General features: G+C 45.0%; 16 protein-coding genes and 1 tRNA gene. 9 read left to right on the plus strand and 8 right to left on the minus strand.

Annotated elements, in window-relative coordinates; translation table 11 throughout:
* Positions 1-60: 60 nt before the first annotated feature.
* The 3 genes from ACTXGJ_RS08490 to dinB form a co-directional block, all read right to left on the minus strand.
* A complete protein-coding gene (locus ACTXGJ_RS08490) occupies positions 61-2,103 on the minus strand; it encodes a FimV/HubP-related protein (RefSeq protein ID WP_443565658.1) in 2,043 nt (680 codons plus the stop codon).
* Positions 2,104-2,335: 232 nt separating this feature from the next.
* On the minus strand, positions 2,336-3,469 hold the full coding sequence (gene queA, locus ACTXGJ_RS08495; RefSeq protein WP_439244023.1) for a tRNA preQ1(34) S-adenosylmethionine ribosyltransferase-isomerase QueA: 1,134 nt from the start codon (positions 3,467-3,469) through the stop codon (positions 2,336-2,338).
* Positions 3,470-3,664: 195 nt separating this feature from the next.
* A complete protein-coding gene (gene dinB / locus ACTXGJ_RS08500; RefSeq protein WP_443565659.1) occupies positions 3,665-4,753 on the minus strand; it encodes a DNA polymerase IV in 1,089 nt (362 codons plus the stop codon).
* 311 nt (positions 4,754-5,064) lie between these two features.
* On the opposite strand from dinB, the gene ACTXGJ_RS08505 reads away from it, so the two are divergent.
* Positions 5,065-5,343: a hypothetical protein gene (locus ACTXGJ_RS08505; protein WP_443565660.1), complete on the plus strand. Its 279-nt coding sequence runs from the start codon at positions 5,065-5,067 to the stop codon at positions 5,341-5,343.
* Positions 5,344-5,364: 21 nt separating this feature from the next.
* Here the strand turns inward: ACTXGJ_RS08505 and ACTXGJ_RS08510 are convergent, their stop codons facing one another.
* Positions 5,365-7,965, minus strand: coding sequence for a DUF2357 domain-containing protein (locus tag ACTXGJ_RS08510; RefSeq protein ID WP_443565661.1), 2,601 nt, complete (start codon positions 7,963-7,965; stop codon positions 5,365-5,367).
* A 71-nt stretch (positions 7,966-8,036) separates the two neighbouring features.
* Positions 8,037-9,956, minus strand: coding sequence for an MrcB family domain-containing protein (locus ACTXGJ_RS08515; protein ID WP_443565663.1), 1,920 nt, complete (start codon positions 9,954-9,956; stop codon positions 8,037-8,039).
* Between the two features lie 375 nt (positions 9,957-10,331).
* On the opposite strand from ACTXGJ_RS08515, the gene ACTXGJ_RS08520 reads away from it, so the two are divergent.
* Entirely contained in the window at positions 10,332-11,030 is a 699-nt protein-coding gene (locus ACTXGJ_RS08520; RefSeq protein ID WP_443565665.1) for a hypothetical protein, read from the plus strand.
* Positions 11,031-11,125: 95 nt separating this feature from the next.
* On the opposite strand, the gene ACTXGJ_RS08525 is transcribed toward ACTXGJ_RS08520, so the two are convergent.
* Positions 11,126-11,212 (minus strand) — tRNA-Leu (locus ACTXGJ_RS08525).
* 134 nt (positions 11,213-11,346) lie between these two features.
* Positions 11,347-12,120: a ferredoxin--NADP reductase gene (locus ACTXGJ_RS08530; RefSeq protein ID WP_443565666.1), complete on the minus strand. Its 774-nt coding sequence runs from the start codon at positions 12,118-12,120 to the stop codon at positions 11,347-11,349.
* Positions 12,121-12,339: 219 nt separating this feature from the next.
* Here ACTXGJ_RS08530 and tsaA point away from each other — a divergent pair, with 219 nt between their 5' ends.
* Complete coding sequence (gene tsaA, locus ACTXGJ_RS08535) at positions 12,340-13,164, plus strand: tRNA (N6-threonylcarbamoyladenosine(37)-N6)-methyltransferase TrmO (protein WP_443565667.1); 825 nt, start codon at positions 12,340-12,342, stop codon at positions 13,162-13,164.
* Between the two features lie 35 nt (positions 13,165-13,199).
* Entirely contained in the window at positions 13,200-14,978 is a 1,779-nt protein-coding gene (locus ACTXGJ_RS08540) for a GspE/PulE family protein (RefSeq protein WP_439243865.1), read from the plus strand.
* Between the two features lie 131 nt (positions 14,979-15,109).
* On the opposite strand, the gene ACTXGJ_RS08545 is transcribed toward ACTXGJ_RS08540, so the two are convergent.
* Positions 15,110-15,790: an acyltransferase gene (locus tag ACTXGJ_RS08545; protein WP_439243867.1), complete on the minus strand. Its 681-nt coding sequence runs from the start codon at positions 15,788-15,790 to the stop codon at positions 15,110-15,112.
* A gap of 255 nt (positions 15,791-16,045) precedes the next feature.
* Here ACTXGJ_RS08545 and ACTXGJ_RS08550 point away from each other — a divergent pair, with 255 nt between their 5' ends.
* The 5 genes from ACTXGJ_RS08550 to gspJ all read left to right on the plus strand — a co-directional run bounded on the left by ACTXGJ_RS08550 (position 16,046) and on the right by gspJ (position 19,897).
* Positions 16,046-16,834, plus strand: coding sequence for a TatD family hydrolase (locus tag ACTXGJ_RS08550; protein WP_439243868.1), 789 nt, complete (start codon positions 16,046-16,048; stop codon positions 16,832-16,834).
* Between the two features lie 313 nt (positions 16,835-17,147).
* Entirely contained in the window at positions 17,148-17,837 is a 690-nt protein-coding gene (locus ACTXGJ_RS08555) for a TetR/AcrR family transcriptional regulator (protein WP_439243869.1), read from the plus strand.
* Positions 17,838-17,903: 66 nt separating this feature from the next.
* Positions 17,904-18,563, plus strand: coding sequence for a prepilin-type N-terminal cleavage/methylation domain-containing protein (locus tag ACTXGJ_RS08560; RefSeq protein WP_439243870.1), 660 nt, complete (start codon positions 17,904-17,906; stop codon positions 18,561-18,563).
* Positions 18,564-18,566: 3 nt separating this feature from the next.
* Complete coding sequence (gene gspI, locus ACTXGJ_RS08565; RefSeq protein WP_439243872.1) at positions 18,567-19,118, plus strand: type II secretion system minor pseudopilin GspI; 552 nt, start codon at positions 18,567-18,569, stop codon at positions 19,116-19,118.
* Positions 19,115-19,897 carry a type II secretion system minor pseudopilin GspJ gene (gspJ, locus tag ACTXGJ_RS08570; RefSeq protein WP_439243873.1) on the plus strand — a complete coding sequence of 261 codons (783 nt, stop codon included), beginning with the start codon at positions 19,115-19,117 and terminating at the stop codon, positions 19,895-19,897. The genes gspI and gspJ overlap by 4 nt, the downstream gene beginning before the upstream one ends.
* The last annotated feature ends 3 nt before the right edge of the window (positions 19,898-19,900 follow it).

Genomic DNA, 19,900 nt, shown 5'->3' on the forward strand with positions numbered 1-19,900 from the left:
TACGACTATTCGTGCTGAGTATAGCAAGCCAAGAGCCAGTATTGCTAATCAGCTAAGCGGTTATTGATTGCGTAATTTTTTTAGTCGAGCCTCAAGCTCAGCCAGTTTTTGATTTTGTAATTGTAATTTTTGCGTATAACTACCAAGGCTATTATTCACCAATTTTGTGCGCTGAGCTTGCGTAGCAGTGCGCTGCCGAGAAGACTTTAGTGAAGCGAGTATTTCGGTACTTAGCCCATTCCCTGTGTCCGTAGCAGACTTGGTTTGGGTGCCATCAGCTTGACCTTTACGCCCCGGTGCCACTACTGAAAAACGCGCTTGCGGTAGCTTCTGAGTCGTTGTTTTTGCTGCGGTATCAGCTGGTTTAGGGGACTCTGACTCTGCTTTGGATATCGGCAGAGCCGTTGATCCTGCTGCCCTTGTTTGCTCGTTCGCTGTTAGCTTTTCGCTAGACTGCTTAGCGGCCTTGTTATTTGCTTGTAGATAGCGTCTTCGCTGTGCCGTAATAGCAGCTTGAATACTGCTTTGTGAGGGTATAACCTCATAGCTTGGTAAGCGTAGCTCGGCATTGGCTTTAAGCTGATCGGCGTCTTGGTTGATAAAAGCATTGGGGTTTTGAGTTTTGATCTGACTCATCACGGCTGATATATCAAGATTATTCTGTTCAGCGATTTGTTTGGAGATAAGCCACAAGTTGTCGTTACGCTGTACGGTATAGCTAATTATTTGTTCATTATCAACTGGTAAGGTATCAGTTGCTACGGCCTCGCGACTTGCGCTGATAGTGCTGACAGAAGCACTTTCGGCTAATTGTGTGAGATTTTCGGCTTGCTCAGCGCTTACTCTTTCAGTGTTTTGATTGTCTGGACTAGTACGACCAGCATTTTTTGCAGCCATGTTTTCTGTAAAATTCAGCGCTAGAGTAGGACTGTCCGTACTATCGACCTTGTTAAGAGGGCTATTACGCACGGTAATCTGCCGAGAGACTTCTATATTTAGAGTATTGTTTTTTGCACTGTTGATTTCTGCAGTTTTGTTTTCTAAAGAAGGTTGATCGTTTTGAGCACGCTTGTTAGCTTGCGTTTGCGCCAACAAGGTTTGTTGTGCGTTAGTCGCTGCGCTAGCAGGCGTTACCGAGCTTAATGTTTTTGCTAAGCTTTCAACATTTTCAATCGCCTCATCACGGTTAGAGGTTGGCTGCAAAGGTTTAGCGCTAGCAACCTGAGTACCGATATCAGTACTATTAACACGGCTAGGCCGAATAGGACGGCTACTTACGCGGCGGTTATTTTCCATATCGAGCGTTTTCGTCTTGCCTAACAATGGAGCAGTATTAGCAGTCATGTCGAGGTTAGAGCGCGTGGCTGGGGCGGTGGGCGAGAGTGCCGATGGTGCAAGCGGTAGATTAGGAGCAGCTGCTACGCTCACGATAGGTAAAGCACTACTATCTTTGAGATTTGAGGTATTACCTAAGTCTGAATTAGGTGCTGAGCTGGACTGAACAAACAAGGGCGGCGGAGCGCCACGTTTGACCGCTAAGGGCTTAGTGCTGCTAGTAGCGACGATTGGCGCTTTGATTACTGTCGATGTTACTACTGGCGCTGAAATCACGGGTAAGTTGGGTTTAGGAGCGCTAGCTACTATAGTTTTTGCAGGTTTTGCACGCTCTGAGCGTTTCGCTGGCTGAGTAGAGTCTAAAGGCATCAGCAGGGTCTTTGGCACTGTATTGCGCTGACCGTTGTCGTTGATCGCTAGTACCACATCGGCAAAAGGTTTTGAAACTGGCTGAGAGGTGCTTATCATCAGCTGTCCGCTGCTAGCAGAAGTAGGGATAAAGCTTACTGACATAGCGTCAGTCGAGGTCAATCCTAGCTGTTTATAGACATTAGGGTTGGCCAAATTGGCTGAGAAGTCTGAGGATTCGATGTCAGAGACGCTAATGATAGCGACTAGCGGCTCATGCTGTGCTGAGGTAATTGTCGTCTTACCGATAGTAGCTGCCATTGCTACTGGTAGCAACATGGCGCTACCGAGTGAACATAACAGCGCTGCAGACACTGCACAATGAAGACGAGTCGGTCGATAAGGTAATTGCCAAGCCATGCGCTGCCCTTTAAGTAGCCATTAAGAGTATAGCAAGTTGGAATTTACAAGCTGTTAAACAGATACCAACATACCCTAAACATATTAACTGAATTATAACGTTAAGCAACATTAAAACGCAGCAAAATTCTAGAGTATTTTCGACTACGATAAATACTCTTTACTAAGTGATGGTAAATCTTACGCTACTACACTAAGCATATTTATTCTAGCAGGTTATTTATAGGCAGTCTTAGGCTTTATCCAAAAGCATCGCATCACCATAACTAAAGAAGCGGTACTGCTGCTTGATAGCGTGCTCATAAGCATGTTCGATAGCCGATTTACCAGAGAAGGCTGCTACTAGCATCAATAAGGTCGATTTTGGCAGATGGAAATTGGTAAGTAGCCGGTCTATTACCCCGAACTTGAAACCTGGATAAATAAAGATGTCAGTATCACCAGACCAACTGGCTAGCGGCTGTCCATTCATTGCAGTTTGCTGATAAGCGCTCTCTAGCACCCGAGTGACGGTAGTACCAATAGCGATGACTTGTTTGCCATTAGCGTGAGTCTGATTGATCAGATCGGCAGTCGCTTGCGGCAGGTGCGCGTATTCGCTATGCATAGTGTGATTGAGGAGATTATCAGCTTTGACAGGGGCAAAAGTCCCGGCGCCGACATGCAGAGTGACAAAAGCGCTATTGATTCCTTTATCCTTGAGCATCGTCAGCACTTTTTCATCGAAATGCAGGCTAGCAGTAGGCGCAGCGACGCTGGCAAGCTTGGCAGGGTCATGAAAGACTGTTTGATAACGGGTGTTGTCGGTTGCATCGGCATGACGCTCAAAATAAGGCGGTATTGGCAGCTCGCCATAGCGCTCTAAGTTGGGCAAAATAGGCGCGGCAAAAGCTAAAATAAAAAGGTTTTCTTCACGGCCGACCATGATGGCTTCGATATGACCATCAGCTAATAATAGCTGTTGACCAAGCTTTGGCGCTTTACTGGCTTTGATATGGCAAAGCGCTAGATGCGTATGAGTGGTTGATGCCTTTTTTGCTATGTTGATCGTCTCACTATCGGTATCTGCGCGCTCAAGTAGCCGCTCTATTAACACCTCAATTTTGCCGCCGGTATCTTTTTGACCGAACAGGCGCGCTTTCATGACTTTGGTATCGTTAAAAACAATTAAATCACCAGCATTTAATAGCGCTGGCAAGTCGGTAAATAAATGATCTATCGGTGCAACTGAAGCCTCATCAGCGCTAGTCGGCAGGTAAAGCAACCTAGATGCTGAGCGCTCAGCGAGCGGATAACGAGCGATGAGATGATCAGGCAGCTCATAATCATAGTCGTTGACGCTTAGGTAGTTTTCAGGAGTGTCCATAACTGGTTCGCTAGAAATAGAGACAGGTTCGGTCAAAGTAGGAGAATGCATATTGGTCATGATTCGATCATTTATGAGAGATAAATTTGGCACAATTGTAGCAGAAAGCTAGGCTTGAGGGGATAACTTCTAAATCGTTTGCTAGCCGTTGTTTTATGGCTATTAGTAATAGGGCAAAAGGAATATCAGCTAAGACTAAAAATCAAATAAATTCAGTTGCGGCAAGCTTTGACTAGCCGGCGCTAAAGAAGAATAAGTGACGCCGACGAGCCTGATCGGCAGCGTTCGGGTAATATCAGCAAACAGTTTATCGAGCCAGTAATGAGCGGACTCTGCGGAGGTGAAAGCGGTGGATAGCGTGTGCGAGCGCGTGATTTGGGTAAAGTCGGCATACTTCACTTTTAGGGTGATGGTATAGGCGATAAGCTGTTTTTTTTGTAATTGACTAAAGGCGTCGGCATTTTGCTCATAAATCTGCTGCAGCAAAGGCGCATCCGCGCTCAAATTATCACGAAAAGTCGTCTCTGATCCTACCGACTTGTGCTGACGCTGTGACTTTACCAGACGATTATCGCAGCCATGAGCGATATCGTAATAAAACTGCCCGCGTTTGCCAAATTCACTAACCAGCAGCGCCGCCTCAGTGCGGCGCAAATCTGCGCCATTACTTATGCCTAGCGCATGCATACGCTTAGCGGTTGCTTTGCCAATTCCATGAAAACGCTCAATCGGTAAGCTACTAATAAAAGCCTCAGCATCAGTTGGGGTGATCACGGCGATACCGTTGGGCTTATTAATATCCGAGGCGATTTTTGCCAGCATCTTATTGAAAGAAACGCCAGCAGAGGCATTAAGCCCAGTGTGCTCGAGTATTTGCGCGCGTAACCAGTTAGCCATTAAGGTTGCTGAGCCTTTATGAGCAGTCAGGCCTGTGACGTCAAGATAAGCTTCGTCTAAAGACAGCGGCTCTACGAGCGGGGTTAAGCGATGCATGATTTTGCGAATATCGGCACTAACGGCGCGATAAACATCGAACCGTGGCCTGACAAACAGTACCTCAGGGCAGCGTTTGCGCGCCTCATAACAAGACATCGCTGAGCGCACCCCAAACTTGCGCACCTCATAGCTAGCCGCCGCGACCACTCCTCGGCCATTAGGGTCGCCGCCGACCACTAAAGGCTTACCTCGTAGCTCTGGAAAATCACGCTGCTCGACACTGGCATAAAAAGCATCCATGTCTAGATGAATGATTTTGCGCGAAGTGGGTTGGATTGAAGCAGTCATAATAGCTATTTTACCTCAATCTAAGAATGTTTTGCGGTTCAATCTTTTAAATAAAATCACTTTTTATTTAAGGACGGGCTTTATTTCGACTACCGTTCGTCCTCGTTTTAATACCTTTTAGTCTAAATCTCTCTTTATATTAGTATATTTGTACTATTATAAAGTGACATTTTATTCGTTATAATTAATATGAAAACTATTAAGCAACAGTCAATAATTATTCAGCTTGGGGTTAGAACTTAATAGAAATAAAATTCTAAATACTTATCGAAAATTCAGTACGCCCTAAATGTTGAACGACGAAGGAGCCGATGATGATGAATACTAAGATGGTAGGTAGCGATTTGACCCGCTCTATGCTAATGAGCGGATATAAAGAGGTCTGGTGCGCTATCAGCGATGATTGTGATGAGGATGCGATGATGGATCACTTTGGCAATGATTTCACCGCTTATATTGTCTCGTTTTACGATGGCCAGTTTTATTGCAATCATGGTAGAGCCTGGGCTTTTGCGGTACCCATAAAGATAATCGCAGTCGAACAAAGTCCTATGGAGGATGAATCCAATCCGGTTGGGATGATGGGGTAGTTTGGGATGTTTGTAGTTCGTTTAGAGGAGTCTCTTCACTAGTGCATCGTCATAGACTGACTCTAGCTCGCAAAACTTGGTTGCTTGTTGTAGCTGATTTAAAGTCGTTAAGCGCATGGTGTTAATAATAGGGGTGTGGGGGACGTTGTCAATGCTATCTTTAAGCGTTAAAGGCTTGCCAAGCTCAAATAAATAGTAGGGCTTATCAGTATTTGATGTCTTGCCAGCTTGTTGCTCAGTAAGCGCACTCCTTGGCTTTAGAGTCATGCTTTTTATAGGCCATAGCTTAGTTATTTGCTTACTGCCCGTATTGTTTGCATCTGTTATTGCTAAAGCAAGATAGCGAATTTCGTTAACGATATGCTGCTTATATTTTTTGATAAATGTCTGCTGTGGCAGATGATACCATTTTGCCAAGCCATTTTTGAACTGGTTAAAGTACTCAGAATTTCGACCGGATTCCCCTGCTAACGCTATGGTCATAATCAGATTAGGATAGAGGACTTGCTGCATACCTGAATGGGGAATACGAGCTGCTTCTTGCAAATACAGATGCTCTTCAAGCTGGTTGATACGTTGAATGTGGGTACGCTGAGTTTGAGTAGGCTGAATGGTTTTATCTATCTGGTAGGGGTTGGCTTGATAAGCTACGACAGGGCTATTAACTTGGCTAGTAGTTAAATTATGAACTGGTCGACTACCAAGCTGCTCGCGTAAGAAATCAAGTAGCCAGAACTGACCACTTTGATTTTTTGCATGACCCTCTATGGCGCTAGGAAGTAGAGCAAAGGCACCGATGCTGACTTCACTAATAGCGTTTAGATAAGGGTTGCTAACATTTCGCTGATCAAAATAACCCGGATATAAGGCAAAAGCGCCAAAGACGGGACGGCTTTTTTTAGCTTTGACGTCCTCTTGACTAGTGTTATTGCTATCTTGATCTAAGCGGATTAGCGCGTCGCGGTAACGATGCATCTGATTAATCGCATCATCGGGCACATAGTCGCTAGCATCGATATCGACATTATCATCATCGTAGCGACTTTTCACCGTCTTAATACGATACTTAGCATCGAATAGCCAAATAAAGTGCTTATGGCTAGGCGCAGGTAAGGTCACCTCCAGTACAATATCAGGCTTTTGACTGGTCAGATAAGAGCGAACTTTTACCCCTGAATTGGTAAAGAGCGGTTCGTGTGCAAGCTTAGCTTTAACTCCATCACTGCGCTCAAACTCAAAAGCGCCAGCAAAGCCGTCTTTTAGCTGATATTCAAAAAAGTCATTTAGCCTTAACGTTTGTTTTTTCGCTACCACTTCTTCAAACCCTAGCTCGTCTATCAAGATATTTCTCAAAGTCAAAAAACACCACACCTCGTAAGTCTCGGCAACCGACTTCATAGAGAGGCTAGACTGATTATCAAAGATTTCTAAATAAAATTTCAGCTCCTGCCAAATTCTATAGACCGCGCTATAACCGACTTTTTGTTGCAGGACTAGCGACTCACGGCTACGACCATTATAGCGACCGACCTCTGTCATAAAGCCTTGTTGCAAGCTTTTTTGTAAAGGCTGCTGCCACTGATGCAGCTCTGCTAAAAATGCTTCAGAGAGTCGCTGTTTATCACGCTTATCATTACTTTGTCGTAGCTTATGCTCAAAGTTTGCCAAGCGTTTTTTACTGGTAGAAACCACCATCTTGATAAATCTATTCTCTGGCGTATCCACGCTCAGCTGTTTTTTGGTGACTGGGTAGCGGTGGTTATAATTACCATTGGCGAAATCTTCTTTAATCTTCGCGCCCAGACGGGCGGGGAGCTTGCCCTTTAAATGAGCCGCTTTATTATAGGAGGTATGCGCTTGCAAGCGACTATGCGGTGCTTGGTTGATGACCTTTAGCGCTTGCTCAAGCCGAGTGCGCAGATGGCTAAAATTGGCGAGCCAAAGCAGGGGAAACTGATTCTGCTGCCTACTTTGCGCAGCATCCTGTTCGGTCTTTTCAACCAGACTAAAGCGCCATAGCGGAAATACGCTATCAATCGCTTGATACATCGCTGGCAAGTCGTCATGCAGACTCATCTTGGTCGGCAGTACTTCAAAGGCGATAGTGCTGTGATGAGTTTGCAGAGGTGTTTTATATTCTAAAGGCAGACGCAGCCAACCGACATCATTAGCGGTATTGATAGCGCCTGTTAGATGCGCCGGCATGCGATGTCGAGCTTGGCTAAAGTGGAAGCTATCATTGATCAAATAGCTACGATGAGCGAGGTGGGCTTGCTGAACAGCATCAAAAAATAGCCATTCAAATTGATAATTTATATTCTCAAAAAAGATAAAGTCCTTTACTTCGAGCACTTCTATTAAGCCAGTTTGGCTGAAGTAGTCTGCTTGAGCGATTGGCTCACCCATAAACTCAGCCGATACGATCTCGATAGGGGGAGAAAATCGAATTCTAGCTTGTTCAGTGCCATTGCTATTGCCATTGCCAGTTTCAGCTATAGCCTGACTACTGATTTCCTTACGATTTGCCAAAGTCTGCCGATAAGTCGCTTGGCGCTTACTGATATCGCTGCAGTAGATGGACAGCTCAAACTGAGGCGTTTGTATCCTTAATAACTCTGGCATTATCGCTCCAACAGCTCAGTCATGTCATTATCACCCTAAATCGCTCTAAATCGCATTAAACATGGGCTAAATTAAGGCCAAAAGCTAGTAAAACCTGAGCGCTGTAAACGCTCTTGCATCCAAGCTAATTTAGTCTTGCTGCGACAAGTGACATATAAAGTACTGCCATCCAAGTTTTCACGATATAGGTCAGGGCGCAGCTTGTCTGTAGTGTTCTCATTAGGCCAAATATCAGCAAGCTGTTGTTCTAAGACTATCGCTAACTCGGTGAGTAGCGATTGCTCATTACTGCTATCGGCTCTATCGATAGCTGCTAACTTGTCGTAATCGCCATCAATGCGTGGCAAGACCTTGTGCATTAGGAAGTCATCCCATACGGCTTGCAGCTGTATTGCATCGCTAGGCTGACTAGTTATCACCGTTAGTAATAATTCATTTAGCGCTCTAAAAGCCAGTTTGAAAGGGCTGTTATCTAGTACGCTATTTATCGACTGTAAAAAGCCAATACTGCGCTCGCCTGTGCTATCTATAGCAGGTAAATTATTGAGACTTGCTTGCGAATATAAAGGATAGCTTAGGGCTTTATGCTGTACTGTCGGCGCAAAAAAATGCGCAAAGTCATTGGGGAAAAACTCGCCAAAATCGAAACTTAAGGCGCGATCGATCACTTTACGAGAGAAGCCATGAGTCGTCTCATCCATATTGACGGTGCCGGCAACGACTAAGTTAAAAGGCAGACTTAGACCATGCGTACAAAATAAATCCCATGCGTTATCATAGCCTTCAGCCTCAAAACCTAGCGTTTTTCTGAGACTGGTTTTTGCTTGATCAGACAACTGCGCAATAGTGGCTGACTTCAATAAAGGATCACAACAATAATAAAACTGCTCTGCATCCCAGCACCATTCGCGAGTTTCTAACACGGATAGATAATCGGCAAAATACTGCTCAACTGGCGCAAGATTCATCTCATCTAAGCAGAGCCAATAGGGCAAGACATTATTTAACTGCGCTTGGTCGCCACTGACCATGAGTCTGTCATCGATAATTTGAAGCTCTAAATCTGCATCGATAATGGCACGCCAAGCTTTGGCCATAAATTGCAACACTTCGGTGGTGACATACTCAGCACCCTGACTACCCAAACGTGAGATATGGCCTAAGATGTCGCTAGGCTCATGCCAGTCGGGACGTACTGAGGTTAGACAGTAGTTATCGCTGAGACTACCTGTCATTTTGGCTTGCTCACGGACAAAACGAGTTTTCCCTGTGCCGGAGATGCCGGCTAGTAGTAAAAAGGGTTTGGATAGTGGGGTAAGGTTTGCAGGGAGAGGTTTTTTGCTATTAATAGGTTTGATATTTTTAGACGTATTAATTCCTGTAAATTGCTGCAATTCTTTATCTATATCCAATACGACTATCTTTTTATATATAGTTAGTAATTCTAGCAAATCCTGCTTTATAGACTCACTGTCTAGTTCTGTGTCTATACTATAATATTTAGCAGTTATGCTGACAGTCTCATAAGATTTACCTAATGAAGTATCTGCATTTAAATCTATTGTCTGCTCGCCCCAATCTTTTAGTTCAGGAAACTTCGAAAGTAAGTATTTTTTTATTAACTGCGCTCTTTTGTCAGCTTCAACTTTACCTAATCTCTTTTTTGGTTCAGCTGTTCCTTGATTCAAGGATAAATAAAAACCTAGCCCATCTGCTCTGAAAAGATAAACAGGATAAATACCGTATTGAGTTCTAGTTGTAATTTCAGGATTAAGTATAGAAAGCCAAGGAACATTAGCCCAGTTTCCTGCTCCAGCACTAGCGTTTATTAGATAGCTATCGTCAAAATCTTTAACAATAGCAGCAATTTGGGTTTTTAGATCATTCCTCAAAAAGTTAGCTGTAGGATGATTGGTAAAAGGCTCTTTTGTCGCTTGCACCCAACTTGACGTAAATTGTTTTAATTTTTCTGCGAGATCCATATCAGCCATCAATTTATCCAAAATTTCGCTTAAGTTTTTCGTTTAGTGTACACAATAGCTATAAATTAGGCTAGATAAGGTAATAGATATCGTATCTGAAAAATTAAAAGCTATCGTGCGCAGTTTTTTTACCATAAATAGTCTAAGTAGCTATAGGTCCAATATCTTACAACCCTTTTGCTGGGCTAAAGCCACAGCCTACGCACCACTTTATACTTGCTACTTTTATAACCAGAGTTTTGCGAGAGTAGAGCGTATATCAAAAAAAGCCTAAATAAGCGATAATACCCGTCATAGATTCTGTGACGCCGTAATCGGTGTTACGCGCTAATATTATAGCCACAGACATCAATACCGCAAATCTCTAGTACAAGGCCACTCTGCATGACTAATAATAATCCCTTTAACCTTATTCCGCTGACACCCACCGGCAGAAACGACGCAGATAACGTCAATCTCTATGCCCCTGATGACATGATCACCATCCATGAGCAGCAGTTTTTGACCGAAGTACCTGACGATCAGCTTACCGAGTTTTTGCCCGCCCTAAAAGCGTTTTACGACATCGATGATAATACCTTAGATATTAGCGCCGTTATTTTTGACGCCATTGGCGATGCCGCTATCATTTATAATCATAAAATCAAAGTAGGGGACTATCAGCTATTAGGCGAGCTGGTCAAAGAGAGCGTTTCGGATGAAGCAGGAGATCAGGCTAATAATGAAAGCGGCGATGCCCAAGCCTTCACCATCGACTGTCTGCGCACCTTTTATATCAATGATATCCAGATACCTTATCACTTTAACTTATTTATCCAAGGCGATGGCTATTCGACTTTGACCGAAAAGAACAGCGTGCTTGAGAAGCTCTATTGGTTCGTCCATGATGGTTTTGACGAGCATCTATTAGGCAACCCTGACGATGTCATCAGCTTAGAGTCTATTAACGCTGAGCTAGTCAAATTGGGCGTCAGAGAGATGGACCTGACTACTATTCATGCTGTCGTCGATTATATCGAAGATCACATTATCGATGATGCCATGGCAGATGTGCTCAATGAAAAGATAGACGAGGCGGAGTAGGGTTTTTTAGAGCAAGTTGGCTTATAAAAACAATAGACAAAAAAATACCGCTCAACTTAATCGTTAGCGGTATTTTCTTTTATAGCTTTTACAATTGGTACCGGTGGTCGGACTCGAACCGACACGCTTTTAAAGGCAACGGATTTTGAATCCGTCATGTCTACCAATTCCATCACACCGGCGTGTTAGGTATAAAGCAATGAGCTTTATTGAATCGGGCTACAGGTTGTGCTGTATAGGCTGCGTATTATAACAGCCTAATTGTCACCGTCAAGAATTATTTATGTTGATTAAGCAGTTTTCTACCCTACATCTTCTACCCTACAAAGGCACGCTCAATCACATAATCCGCTTGTACGCCCATGCGAGGCGAAACGGTTAGACCAAAACCATCTAATATTCTGGAGATATCGGCGTTAAATGGCATGCTACCGCAGATCAATACGCGGTCATCGTCTTTATTCATTTGTGGGAGGCCGACATCTTCAAACAGCTTGCCTGACTCCATCAAATCGGTAATACGGCCCATATTTCTGAACTCTTCACGCGTGGTGGTCGGGTAATAAATGAACTTTTCTTTATACCACTCACCGAAGATCTCATCGTTTGGCAGCTCGTTTTCGAACATATCGCGATACGCTAAATCTTCGGCGTTACGTACGCCATGGACCAAGATAATCTTTTCGAAACGCTCATAAACCTCAGGATCACGTGACAAGGCCAAGAAAGGCGCAAGTCCAGTACCTGTAGAGAGCATATATAGGTTCTTACCGGGCAGTAAATCGTCTAATACTAGCGTGCCAGTCGGCTTTTTACTGACTAGTAGCTCATCGCCAACTTTGATATGCTGCAAGCGTGAAGTCAGTGGCCCATCAGGGACTTTAATCGAAAAGAACTCTAAATGGTCTTCATAATTAGGACTAGCAATCGAGTAAGCTCGCAGTAGGGGTTTGCCGTCAACTAAGATACCAATCATCGCAAACTCGCCATTGCGAAAGCGTAGGCCATCGTCGCGAGTGGTCTTGATAGTGAAGAGCGAATCATTCCAGTGGTGAACGTCTGTGACCGTTTCTGTGCGGAGTTTTGACATAAAGCCCTCTAATTAATCGATAAACGCATCGAATGGCGAGCCGCCAGATGCAAGTTATTCTCAATATACAATGGGGCACATCATAACAAATTTCAAAATAAAAATCCGCCATGATATGCGTACTGACCATGATAAAATGGAATATCGTTAGTGAGTATTTTTGTATGTTTGGTAAGTTTTATCTTACTATAAAGCATTTTTTTGGCTTTGGAATAACGCATGAGCAAGCAAATACAGACCCATGTAGCGCCTATCATTGGCTATCATCGTGCGCCATTATCGCAGAAGTTTGGGGCACCAAGGCAGCCCAATCTAGTAGGCTTGCTTAGCGCTATCGAGATGATCGCGCCTTTTGATACGCCGGCGGCCTTTGTCGGCTTGGAAGCTTTTAGTCATCTTTGGCTCAGTTGGCAGTTTCATCATAATAGAGATCTGCATAATCAGCAGACTAGCACTCAGCAAGGCACACCAACAGCTAGTGGCTTTCGTGCGCAAGTCAGACCGCCAAGACTAGGCGGTAATCAAAAGATAGGCGTTTTTGCCAGTCGCAGTATGTATCGGCCCGCACAGCTGGGTCTGTCAGTAGTGAAGCTTGAGCGAATCGAGGTGGTTGAAGGTCGAGTGATACTGATTATCAGTGGCGCTGATATGATTGATGCTACGCCTATTATCGATATTAAGCCTTACGTTGCTTATAGTGATAGTATTGAGCATGCTGCGAGCGGATTTGCACCAACAGCGCCGATTCCGTCAGCCGTTACGATGACTGCTAATGCTCAGAAGCAGTTCGCAGTTTTGTTCCATAATGACATACAGTGCCGAGCACCTATAAACAGAAAATCTGTGATTGATGAGATACAGCAGCATTTAGTGGCGGCAGATTTGCCGTTAATAACAGCTTTGATTGCGCAGGATCCTCGGCCAGCTTACCGCCGTGATGAGATAAATACGAGCTTTACCATGCGCTATAAGTCGGTCGATGTCCGCTTTTGCCAAATGGAGAAGGGGAAGTTGCAGATTATGTCAGTGGTTGAAGTAGTTTAATAGCATTAAATAATGAATAATAAAAGAAGATAACTATGTCGATTCCGGATTATTCTTTAATAGTAGATTTGCGCTGGTGTCTCGATGAGCTGCTAGCAGATAGGGTGATCGATCAGCGCGGTTATAATCTAGTGATGACCAGTCGCCGTGATAAGTCTCAGCATCCTCTGATTACAGTTAGCGAGTTTGGCTTGATTAACGGTCATGATAATGAGGGTGACAATAAGCTGACACTGACTTGGCTCAATCAGTGGTTAGCTGCTAAAGCAAACCTACCTTTAGTGCGTATCGACCCGCTTAAGACGGACGTACCAGCAGTGACGCAGCTGATGTCGTTTGAGTATGCGCGCTCGCAGCATATTTTGCCTATCGAGGTGGCAGCTGATGAGATCGTCATCGGTACCGATCAGCCTTTTTATAGCGATTGGCACAGTAATATCGAAAAAATCATCGGTAATAAGAGCTACCGTACGGTCTATATCAGTCCCGACCAGATCAACCGCTATCGCCAAGAGTTCTATCAAGTCACCCAAGCGATCGCAGGCGCTAATAGCGTGCATAAACGTGCCGCCGCTGACGTTACTAATGTCGAGGCCTTGCTACAGTTAGGCGATAATGCCAACCCCGATGCTAATGATCAGCATATCGTCAAAGTCGTCGATTGGCTACTGCTGTATGCTTTTGAGCAGCGCGCTAGTGATATCCATCTAGAGCCGCGCCGCGAAACTGGCAAAGTGCGCTTTCGTATTGATGGTGTCCTGCATACCGTCTATGAGATGCCGATTGCGATTTTAATGGCAGTCACCGCGCGGATTAAAATCTTGGGCCGACTCAATGTCGCCGAAAAGCGCAAACCGCAAGATGGTCGGCTCAAGACCCGTACTCATAAAGGCTTAGAGACCGAGCTACGTTTGTCGACTTTGCCAACGGCTTTTGGGGAAAAGCTAGTCATGCGTGTTTTTGACCCAGAAGTTTTAGTGCGCTCGTTTGCACAGTTGGGTCTCTCAGGTAAGCAGCTTGAGATGTGGCATGAGCTGACTAGTCATCCAAACGGTATCATTTTAGTCACTGGGCCGACCGGCTCAGGTAAGACCACTACCTTATATAGTACGCTCAAACAGCTCGCCACTGAGCAAGTCAATGTCTGCACCATCGAAGATCCTATCGAGATGATTGAGCCTGCCTTCAATCAGATGCAAGTTAATCCAGCGATAGATCTACACTTTGCCGATGGGATCCGCTCTTTGATGCGTCAAGATCCTGATATCGTTATGGTCGGGGAGATACGCGATTCTGAGACTGCTAATATGGCGGTACAAGCTTCACTCACTGGGCATTTAGTGCTCTCGACTTTGCACACTAACGATGCACCAAGCTCGTTGCCGCGCTTGCATGATTTAGGCGTGCAGCCATTTCTGACCTCAGCCACTATACTAGGAGTAATGGCGCAGCGATTGATACGGACGCTGTGTCCGCATTGCAAACAGGCGCAGGAACTTAATGCCGATAGTGAGATGGCGCTGCAGTGGCAAGAGCTAGTGCAACCGTGGCGTGCTTCATTACCAACACAAATTTATAGCGCCAAAGGCTGTGAACACTGTCGCCATACCGGCTATCAAGGACGTATTGGCCTCTATGAGATTATGCCACTATCTAATGAGCTCAAAAAGCTAGTTGCGGCTGATGCCAATCTAGAGACCCTCAAGCAACAAGCGTATCGCGAAGGCGTGCAGCCGCTAAGGCTATCTGGTGCCAAACGTATCTCTGAAGGTGTGACCACGATAGAGGAGGTGATGCGGGTGGTGCCGTTATAGTTTGTAGAGTAGAAACTAAGCCTTTTAGCAACAAGCCGATGGTTGATTTTGCAACACGTCAGCAGTTAGTGAATATACTGGATTTCAACGATTTATGTTCCATGCTAGCTTGAATGGTAAGCATGCTTAGCTTAGCGCTCCCAACGTACACCTTGACGGATGACTTTGGCCGGTACGCCAGCCACTAAGCTATTAGGGGTATTGATAGGTTTGTTGACAAAAGCGCCGGCGGCGATAATACAACCATCGGCAATAGAGACGTTTTTAGAGATAGTCACATTAGCAGCAATCCAGATATGATTACCAATGACCACATCGCGATGCGCGGTATTTAAACGGCTATTAGAGGCTATGTCATAGACTTTATGCACGTCTGTCGCTCGAATCTCGATACCGCGCGATATCATGCAAGCGTTGCCAATGATGACGCTTTTGTCTCTAGCTAAAATATAACAGCCAACGGCGGTGGTTTGCGCGCCAATATGAATACGCAAGTTATTACCCACGATTAATAATTGCCCAGAGAACTTCACGTCATCTTCTATAACGACTTGATTGTTGCTGCCGTTGATATCGATTTTTAGAGTATTGAATTTAGTATTATTGCCGATAGAGATTTGATTGTCATCCCCCTTGCGGATAGTAATCGTAGAATCGCCAACGATGCGAGCGTTTTTGGCAATATCAAATTGATTGTCATCCCCGTTATCCTGCAATAAAAAACGCTGCCGATATAGGTATTTTGGCACTAAGCGAGTCAGCGCTTTGTTATTGAGCGCTTTTGGCAGGGCAAAGGTTTTGTGATCAGTCATAAGACAGGGGCTTATTAAGTTAGCTAAAAGGAGGAAAGGACTATCGATTCTAGCATTATTAATGCCTGATTTTCATCTGACTGATAATGGATCGACTATAGTACTCACCTTGAAAAAAGCATTTATTGCAGCAATATCTAGCACTTAGCCTTTTTGGCTTTTATTTATAGGCGACAAAACTGTTGATGACAAATTATGACAAAGCTATTCACGATAAAATTTTAATCAAAAACGATAACGATAAAGAGAGTATTTATGTTTACTGACACCCATTGCCATCTCAACCGTCTCGATCTTACTAAATACGATGGCGAGCTTGCAGGCGCCATTGCCGCGATGAAAGAGGCCAATGTCACTAGAGCAATGGCGATTATGTGCGATTTTGCTGAATATGATGAAATTGCTGATATCGTAAGCCGCTACAGCGATGATGATCTGCGTTTAGGTATGAGCGTGGGTATTCATCCTTGCGAAGACATCAGCGTCTTACAATCGGCGAGCGTAGAGCGCTTGCTTGAAACGGCTAAAGAAGATCATGTTTGGGCCATAGGGGAGACGGGACTGGACTACTATTGGTCTACTGAAAATAAGCTTGCGCAGCAGGACAGTTTGGCGCGCCATATTCATGCTAGTCAGCAGCTAAAAAAACCGTTAGTGGTACATATGCGCGACGCAAAAGACGATACTATCGATATCTTAAAGTCTGAGGGCGCAGAGCACGGTATTATCCACTGCTTCACTGAAGATTGGGATACTGCTAAGCGCGCGTTAGATTTGGGCTTTTACATTTCTTTCTCGGGGATTGTCAGCTTTAAGAGCGCTAAAAGTATCCAAGAAGCGGCTAAAAATATGCCGCGAGATAGGATACTGATCGAAACCGATAGCCCTTATTTGGCGCCCGTACCCAAACGAGGACGCCCTAATGAGCCAGCTTATGTGCCTTATGTCGCTAGTTTTATCGCTGATATGTATGAGTGCAGTAGTGAAGAGGTAGGTAAGTTAACTGCAAAAAACTTTGAAAATTTACTAGCACAATATCATTAAAGTCGTTATGCTATGACCAGTCAGTCATTTATAAATAAGGCTTATGGCTCAACTTTGAGCATCCAAATCCTGTTTTTTATAGCATTAGCGTTCTCTTATCTCTATTAATAAAAGCATTTGCCTTTAGCACTTGGCAATAAACAGCCTTGCCCAGCAGCTGCTATGAGACGAAGATATTCAATGACTGACACTAAGCATAGCTACTTGTTATAGTTGCCCCTCGTTATCAGCGACTCTTTATAGCTGAGTTGTTAATCGAATGATTCGTCGTACTATAACTGTATGCTTAATTTCACCAAGTTTAGGAGAAGTTATGAGTCGTCAGCACCAGTTCAAAGTAAGAGAAGAGAATATCTTAGCGATGGCTGAGCAATTGCTACTTGAGTCAGGCGATGGTGATATTACTTTAGATAGCCTAGCCGATCAGCTTGATTTAGCTAAGGGTACCCTATACAAGCATTTTTCTAGTAAAGATGAGCTATATTTGCGTATTATTATTCGCTACGAAGAGCAGCTATTTGAGATTAACCGCGTTGATGATTGTGCTTCTGCTGGGGTGGCACGGATGATCCTTCAGCAGCTGCTCAATCCGCAAAAAGCGATGCTCCTAAACCAGATTGAAGAGCGTCTGGCCGCTTCAGTGACTGGTCTTAATCGCTTATTTGCCGAGCTTTATGATATCCGTCGTCAGCGTATGAAGCGTCTGATCGATATCGTTAGCGCTTATCTCAAAGAGCAGCATAGTAGCATGACCACTCGTGACTATCTGTGTACTATTTGGGCGATGGGGCAAGGCGGTGCCGGACTACTTAATTCTAGCTTTTATCAGCGCTATTTGGGTCGCCGCGATACGCTACGTTATGCGCTTGTTCAGCAGATGCTAGATCTTCCTGGACACTATCTGGCGCATACTGCTGATGAGAGTCTCAATGATGAGGATATGCAGGATCTAGTCGAGCAAATCGAGACAGAATCAGCAGAGCATCGCAATACTCAGTATTAATGGCTAATAATCAGCGGGCAATGCTGTTTATTGCTAATGATCAATGATTAAGGTTTGCCTTCTATCATGAAACACGCGCAGACTGGTTTTACTTTAGTAGAAATCATAGTGGTAGTGGTCATTTTATCCATCTTTGCCGGTATGATCAGCTTGTCTGTTGGTAGCAGTGAATCGCGTAAACACTTAGCTTTTTATGAGCATCTGACGGATTCACTCAGCTACGTTCGCTTATTATCCGCAGAGCGTATGCAGCCGATGGGGCTAAGCCTACAAGCTGATAAACAAGGTCAGATCACCCCTACGATTGTCAGTCTATCCAATCCTTACATAGCCTATCAAACCGCCGACAACCTTGGCACTAATGGCGCTATCGATAACACCCCCAAAAACGCTATGGAGCTCTCCGCCATGTCCGCGGATCCAAAAAACAGCGTAGCAACTCCGAGCTGGGAGCTAGAGCCAGAGATCACCTTGCCGCAGCTGCCTGCAGGTGTCAGCTTAGCGATTCAGAGTTTGGAGTCTAGCAATATGGGCGCGAGCAATGACGGCATGAAAGTGCAGGCGCTACAGCCGTGGTTCACCGAGCAAGCGGTGCCGCAAGTCCTCTGGTTCGGAACAGGGCAGGCCAGTCCTGTCACCATAGAAGTGCGCCATCAGTCGCGGCTAGTGGGTGATGTGATTACCGTTATGCCGGATGGCAGTATGACGATTGGGCAAGGGTTATAGCGCATGAACCTCGTCGAAAAACCTACGCGCTTGAAACGAAAAACAGATAAACCGTCTTCTGCAAAGGTGCGTTATACGTCATGTAAACCCTACCAATCCTTTGAGCTGAATGCAGCTATAAACACTCGCCGATCAGAGCGCGGTTTTACCTTGATTGAGGTAATGGTGGCGCTCGCTATCTTAGCCGTCGTCGCCGTCGCCGCTAGCCGTGCTAGTAGCGCTTACCTGTCTTCAGTCGATGTCTTAAAAACGCGAACCTTAGCGCATTTCGTTGCTCAAAATGCTGCGGCCGACTTACGTATTCAGCAGACTTGGCTGACTGCCAATCGCAGCCAAACGGTCAATGAGCAAGGGCGTGATTGGCAAGTGCAGATGAGCGTAGCCAACACTTTGAGCCCAGCATTAAAAGAGGTGACTATCGAGGTAGCGCCGATCCTCGACGGTGAACCGCGTTCGGTAGTAACGGACATTACGGTGATAGTCAGTAATCCTGAAACAGCTAGTAGTGCTGCCTCCTTTGGTTTGGATAGTGGCGACAATGGAGGACAGCCATGAGTGCGCAGCGCGGCTTTACTCTACTGGAGCTGATGGTCGCTATGGCGATATTTGCGATGCTTGCAGTGGCAGGCTGGCAGGTATTCGATAGTGTCAATCGCGCGCGCGATAGAGCGCAGCTGCAGGCAGATCATTTGGCGGCATTGCAGTACGCTTATTTGCAGCTGCAGCAAGATATGGGGCAGATTATTGCTTACCAAGCGCCTAGCGCTCAAGCTGCTAATGAGATTAATAATAACGATGCTAGCAATAATGCTGGTGATGCTGCGCCACTAGCGCCTGAGCCATTTATGCGCTTAGATGGCGAACAGGTAAGCTTTGTACGTTTCGCCGATCCGGATCCCCGCTATCAAAGCAGCCCAAGTTTGCAGCATATAGACTATATTTTTGCCGATCAGCGGTTGATTCGTCGTCAGTATACTCGTATTCAAAATGATAGGAATAGTAATAGCCAAGATGTGAGCTTAGATAGCGTTTTACTAGAAGGCGTAACGGCTGCAAGCTGGCAAGCGTTACTGCCTGAGCCTGCTAATGTTTTTCCCAATGACAATAAGGATAGTACCAATAGCAGCAATCTCAATAACAAGGTTAACGGCGTAGCGCAGTCAAACTCAGTTAGTTTGCTGCCGCAAGGCGTCGCAATCAGCTTTACTTATCAAGACATACCGATCCATTGGCAATGGGCGTTAGCGCCGCAGCCTCTACCTATGACTAATAATCCGCTAAAGAATAGTAATAATAACAATAGCAATAACGATAATAGTGGCAATAGTAACTAACTT

This window comes from Psychrobacter sp. 1Y11 (assembly GCF_052259045.1).
Taxonomy (GTDB): domain Bacteria; phylum Pseudomonadota; class Gammaproteobacteria; order Pseudomonadales; family Moraxellaceae; genus Psychrobacter.

Bases quoted from the DNA above. Each gene is read 5' to 3' on its own strand.
- ACTXGJ_RS08490 (WP_443565658.1), bottom strand. From the start codon at position 2,103: ATGGCTTGGCAATTACCTTATCGACCGACTCGTCTTCATTGTGCAGTG.
- queA (WP_439244023.1), bottom strand. From the start codon at position 3,469: ATGGACACTCCTGAAAACTACCTAAGCGTCAACGACTATGATTATGAG.
- dinB (WP_443565659.1), bottom strand. From the start codon at position 4,753: ATGACTGCTTCAATCCAACCCACTTCGCGCAAAATCATTCATCTAGAC.
- ACTXGJ_RS08505 (WP_443565660.1), top strand. From the start codon at position 5,065: ATGATGATGAATACTAAGATGGTAGGTAGCGATTTGACCCGCTCTATG.
- ACTXGJ_RS08510 (WP_443565661.1), bottom strand. From the start codon at position 7,965: ATGCCAGAGTTATTAAGGATACAAACGCCTCAGTTTGAGCTGTCCATC.
- ACTXGJ_RS08515 (WP_443565663.1), bottom strand. From the start codon at position 9,956: ATGGCTGATATGGATCTCGCAGAAAAATTAAAACAATTTACGTCAAGT.
- ACTXGJ_RS08520 (WP_443565665.1), top strand. From the start codon at position 10,332: ATGACTAATAATAATCCCTTTAACCTTATTCCGCTGACACCCACCGGC.
- ACTXGJ_RS08530 (WP_443565666.1), bottom strand. From the start codon at position 12,120: ATGTCAAAACTCCGCACAGAAACGGTCACAGACGTTCACCACTGGAAT.
- tsaA (WP_443565667.1), top strand. From the start codon at position 12,340: ATGAGCAAGCAAATACAGACCCATGTAGCGCCTATCATTGGCTATCAT.
- ACTXGJ_RS08540 (WP_439243865.1), top strand. From the start codon at position 13,200: ATGTCGATTCCGGATTATTCTTTAATAGTAGATTTGCGCTGGTGTCTC.
- ACTXGJ_RS08545 (WP_439243867.1), bottom strand. From the start codon at position 15,790: ATGACTGATCACAAAACCTTTGCCCTGCCAAAAGCGCTCAATAACAAA.
- ACTXGJ_RS08550 (WP_439243868.1), top strand. From the start codon at position 16,046: ATGTTTACTGACACCCATTGCCATCTCAACCGTCTCGATCTTACTAAA.
- ACTXGJ_RS08555 (WP_439243869.1), top strand. From the start codon at position 17,148: ATGAGTCGTCAGCACCAGTTCAAAGTAAGAGAAGAGAATATCTTAGCG.
- ACTXGJ_RS08560 (WP_439243870.1), top strand. From the start codon at position 17,904: ATGAAACACGCGCAGACTGGTTTTACTTTAGTAGAAATCATAGTGGTA.
- gspI (WP_439243872.1), top strand. From the start codon at position 18,567: ATGAACCTCGTCGAAAAACCTACGCGCTTGAAACGAAAAACAGATAAA.
- gspJ (WP_439243873.1), top strand. From the start codon at position 19,115: ATGAGTGCGCAGCGCGGCTTTACTCTACTGGAGCTGATGGTCGCTATG.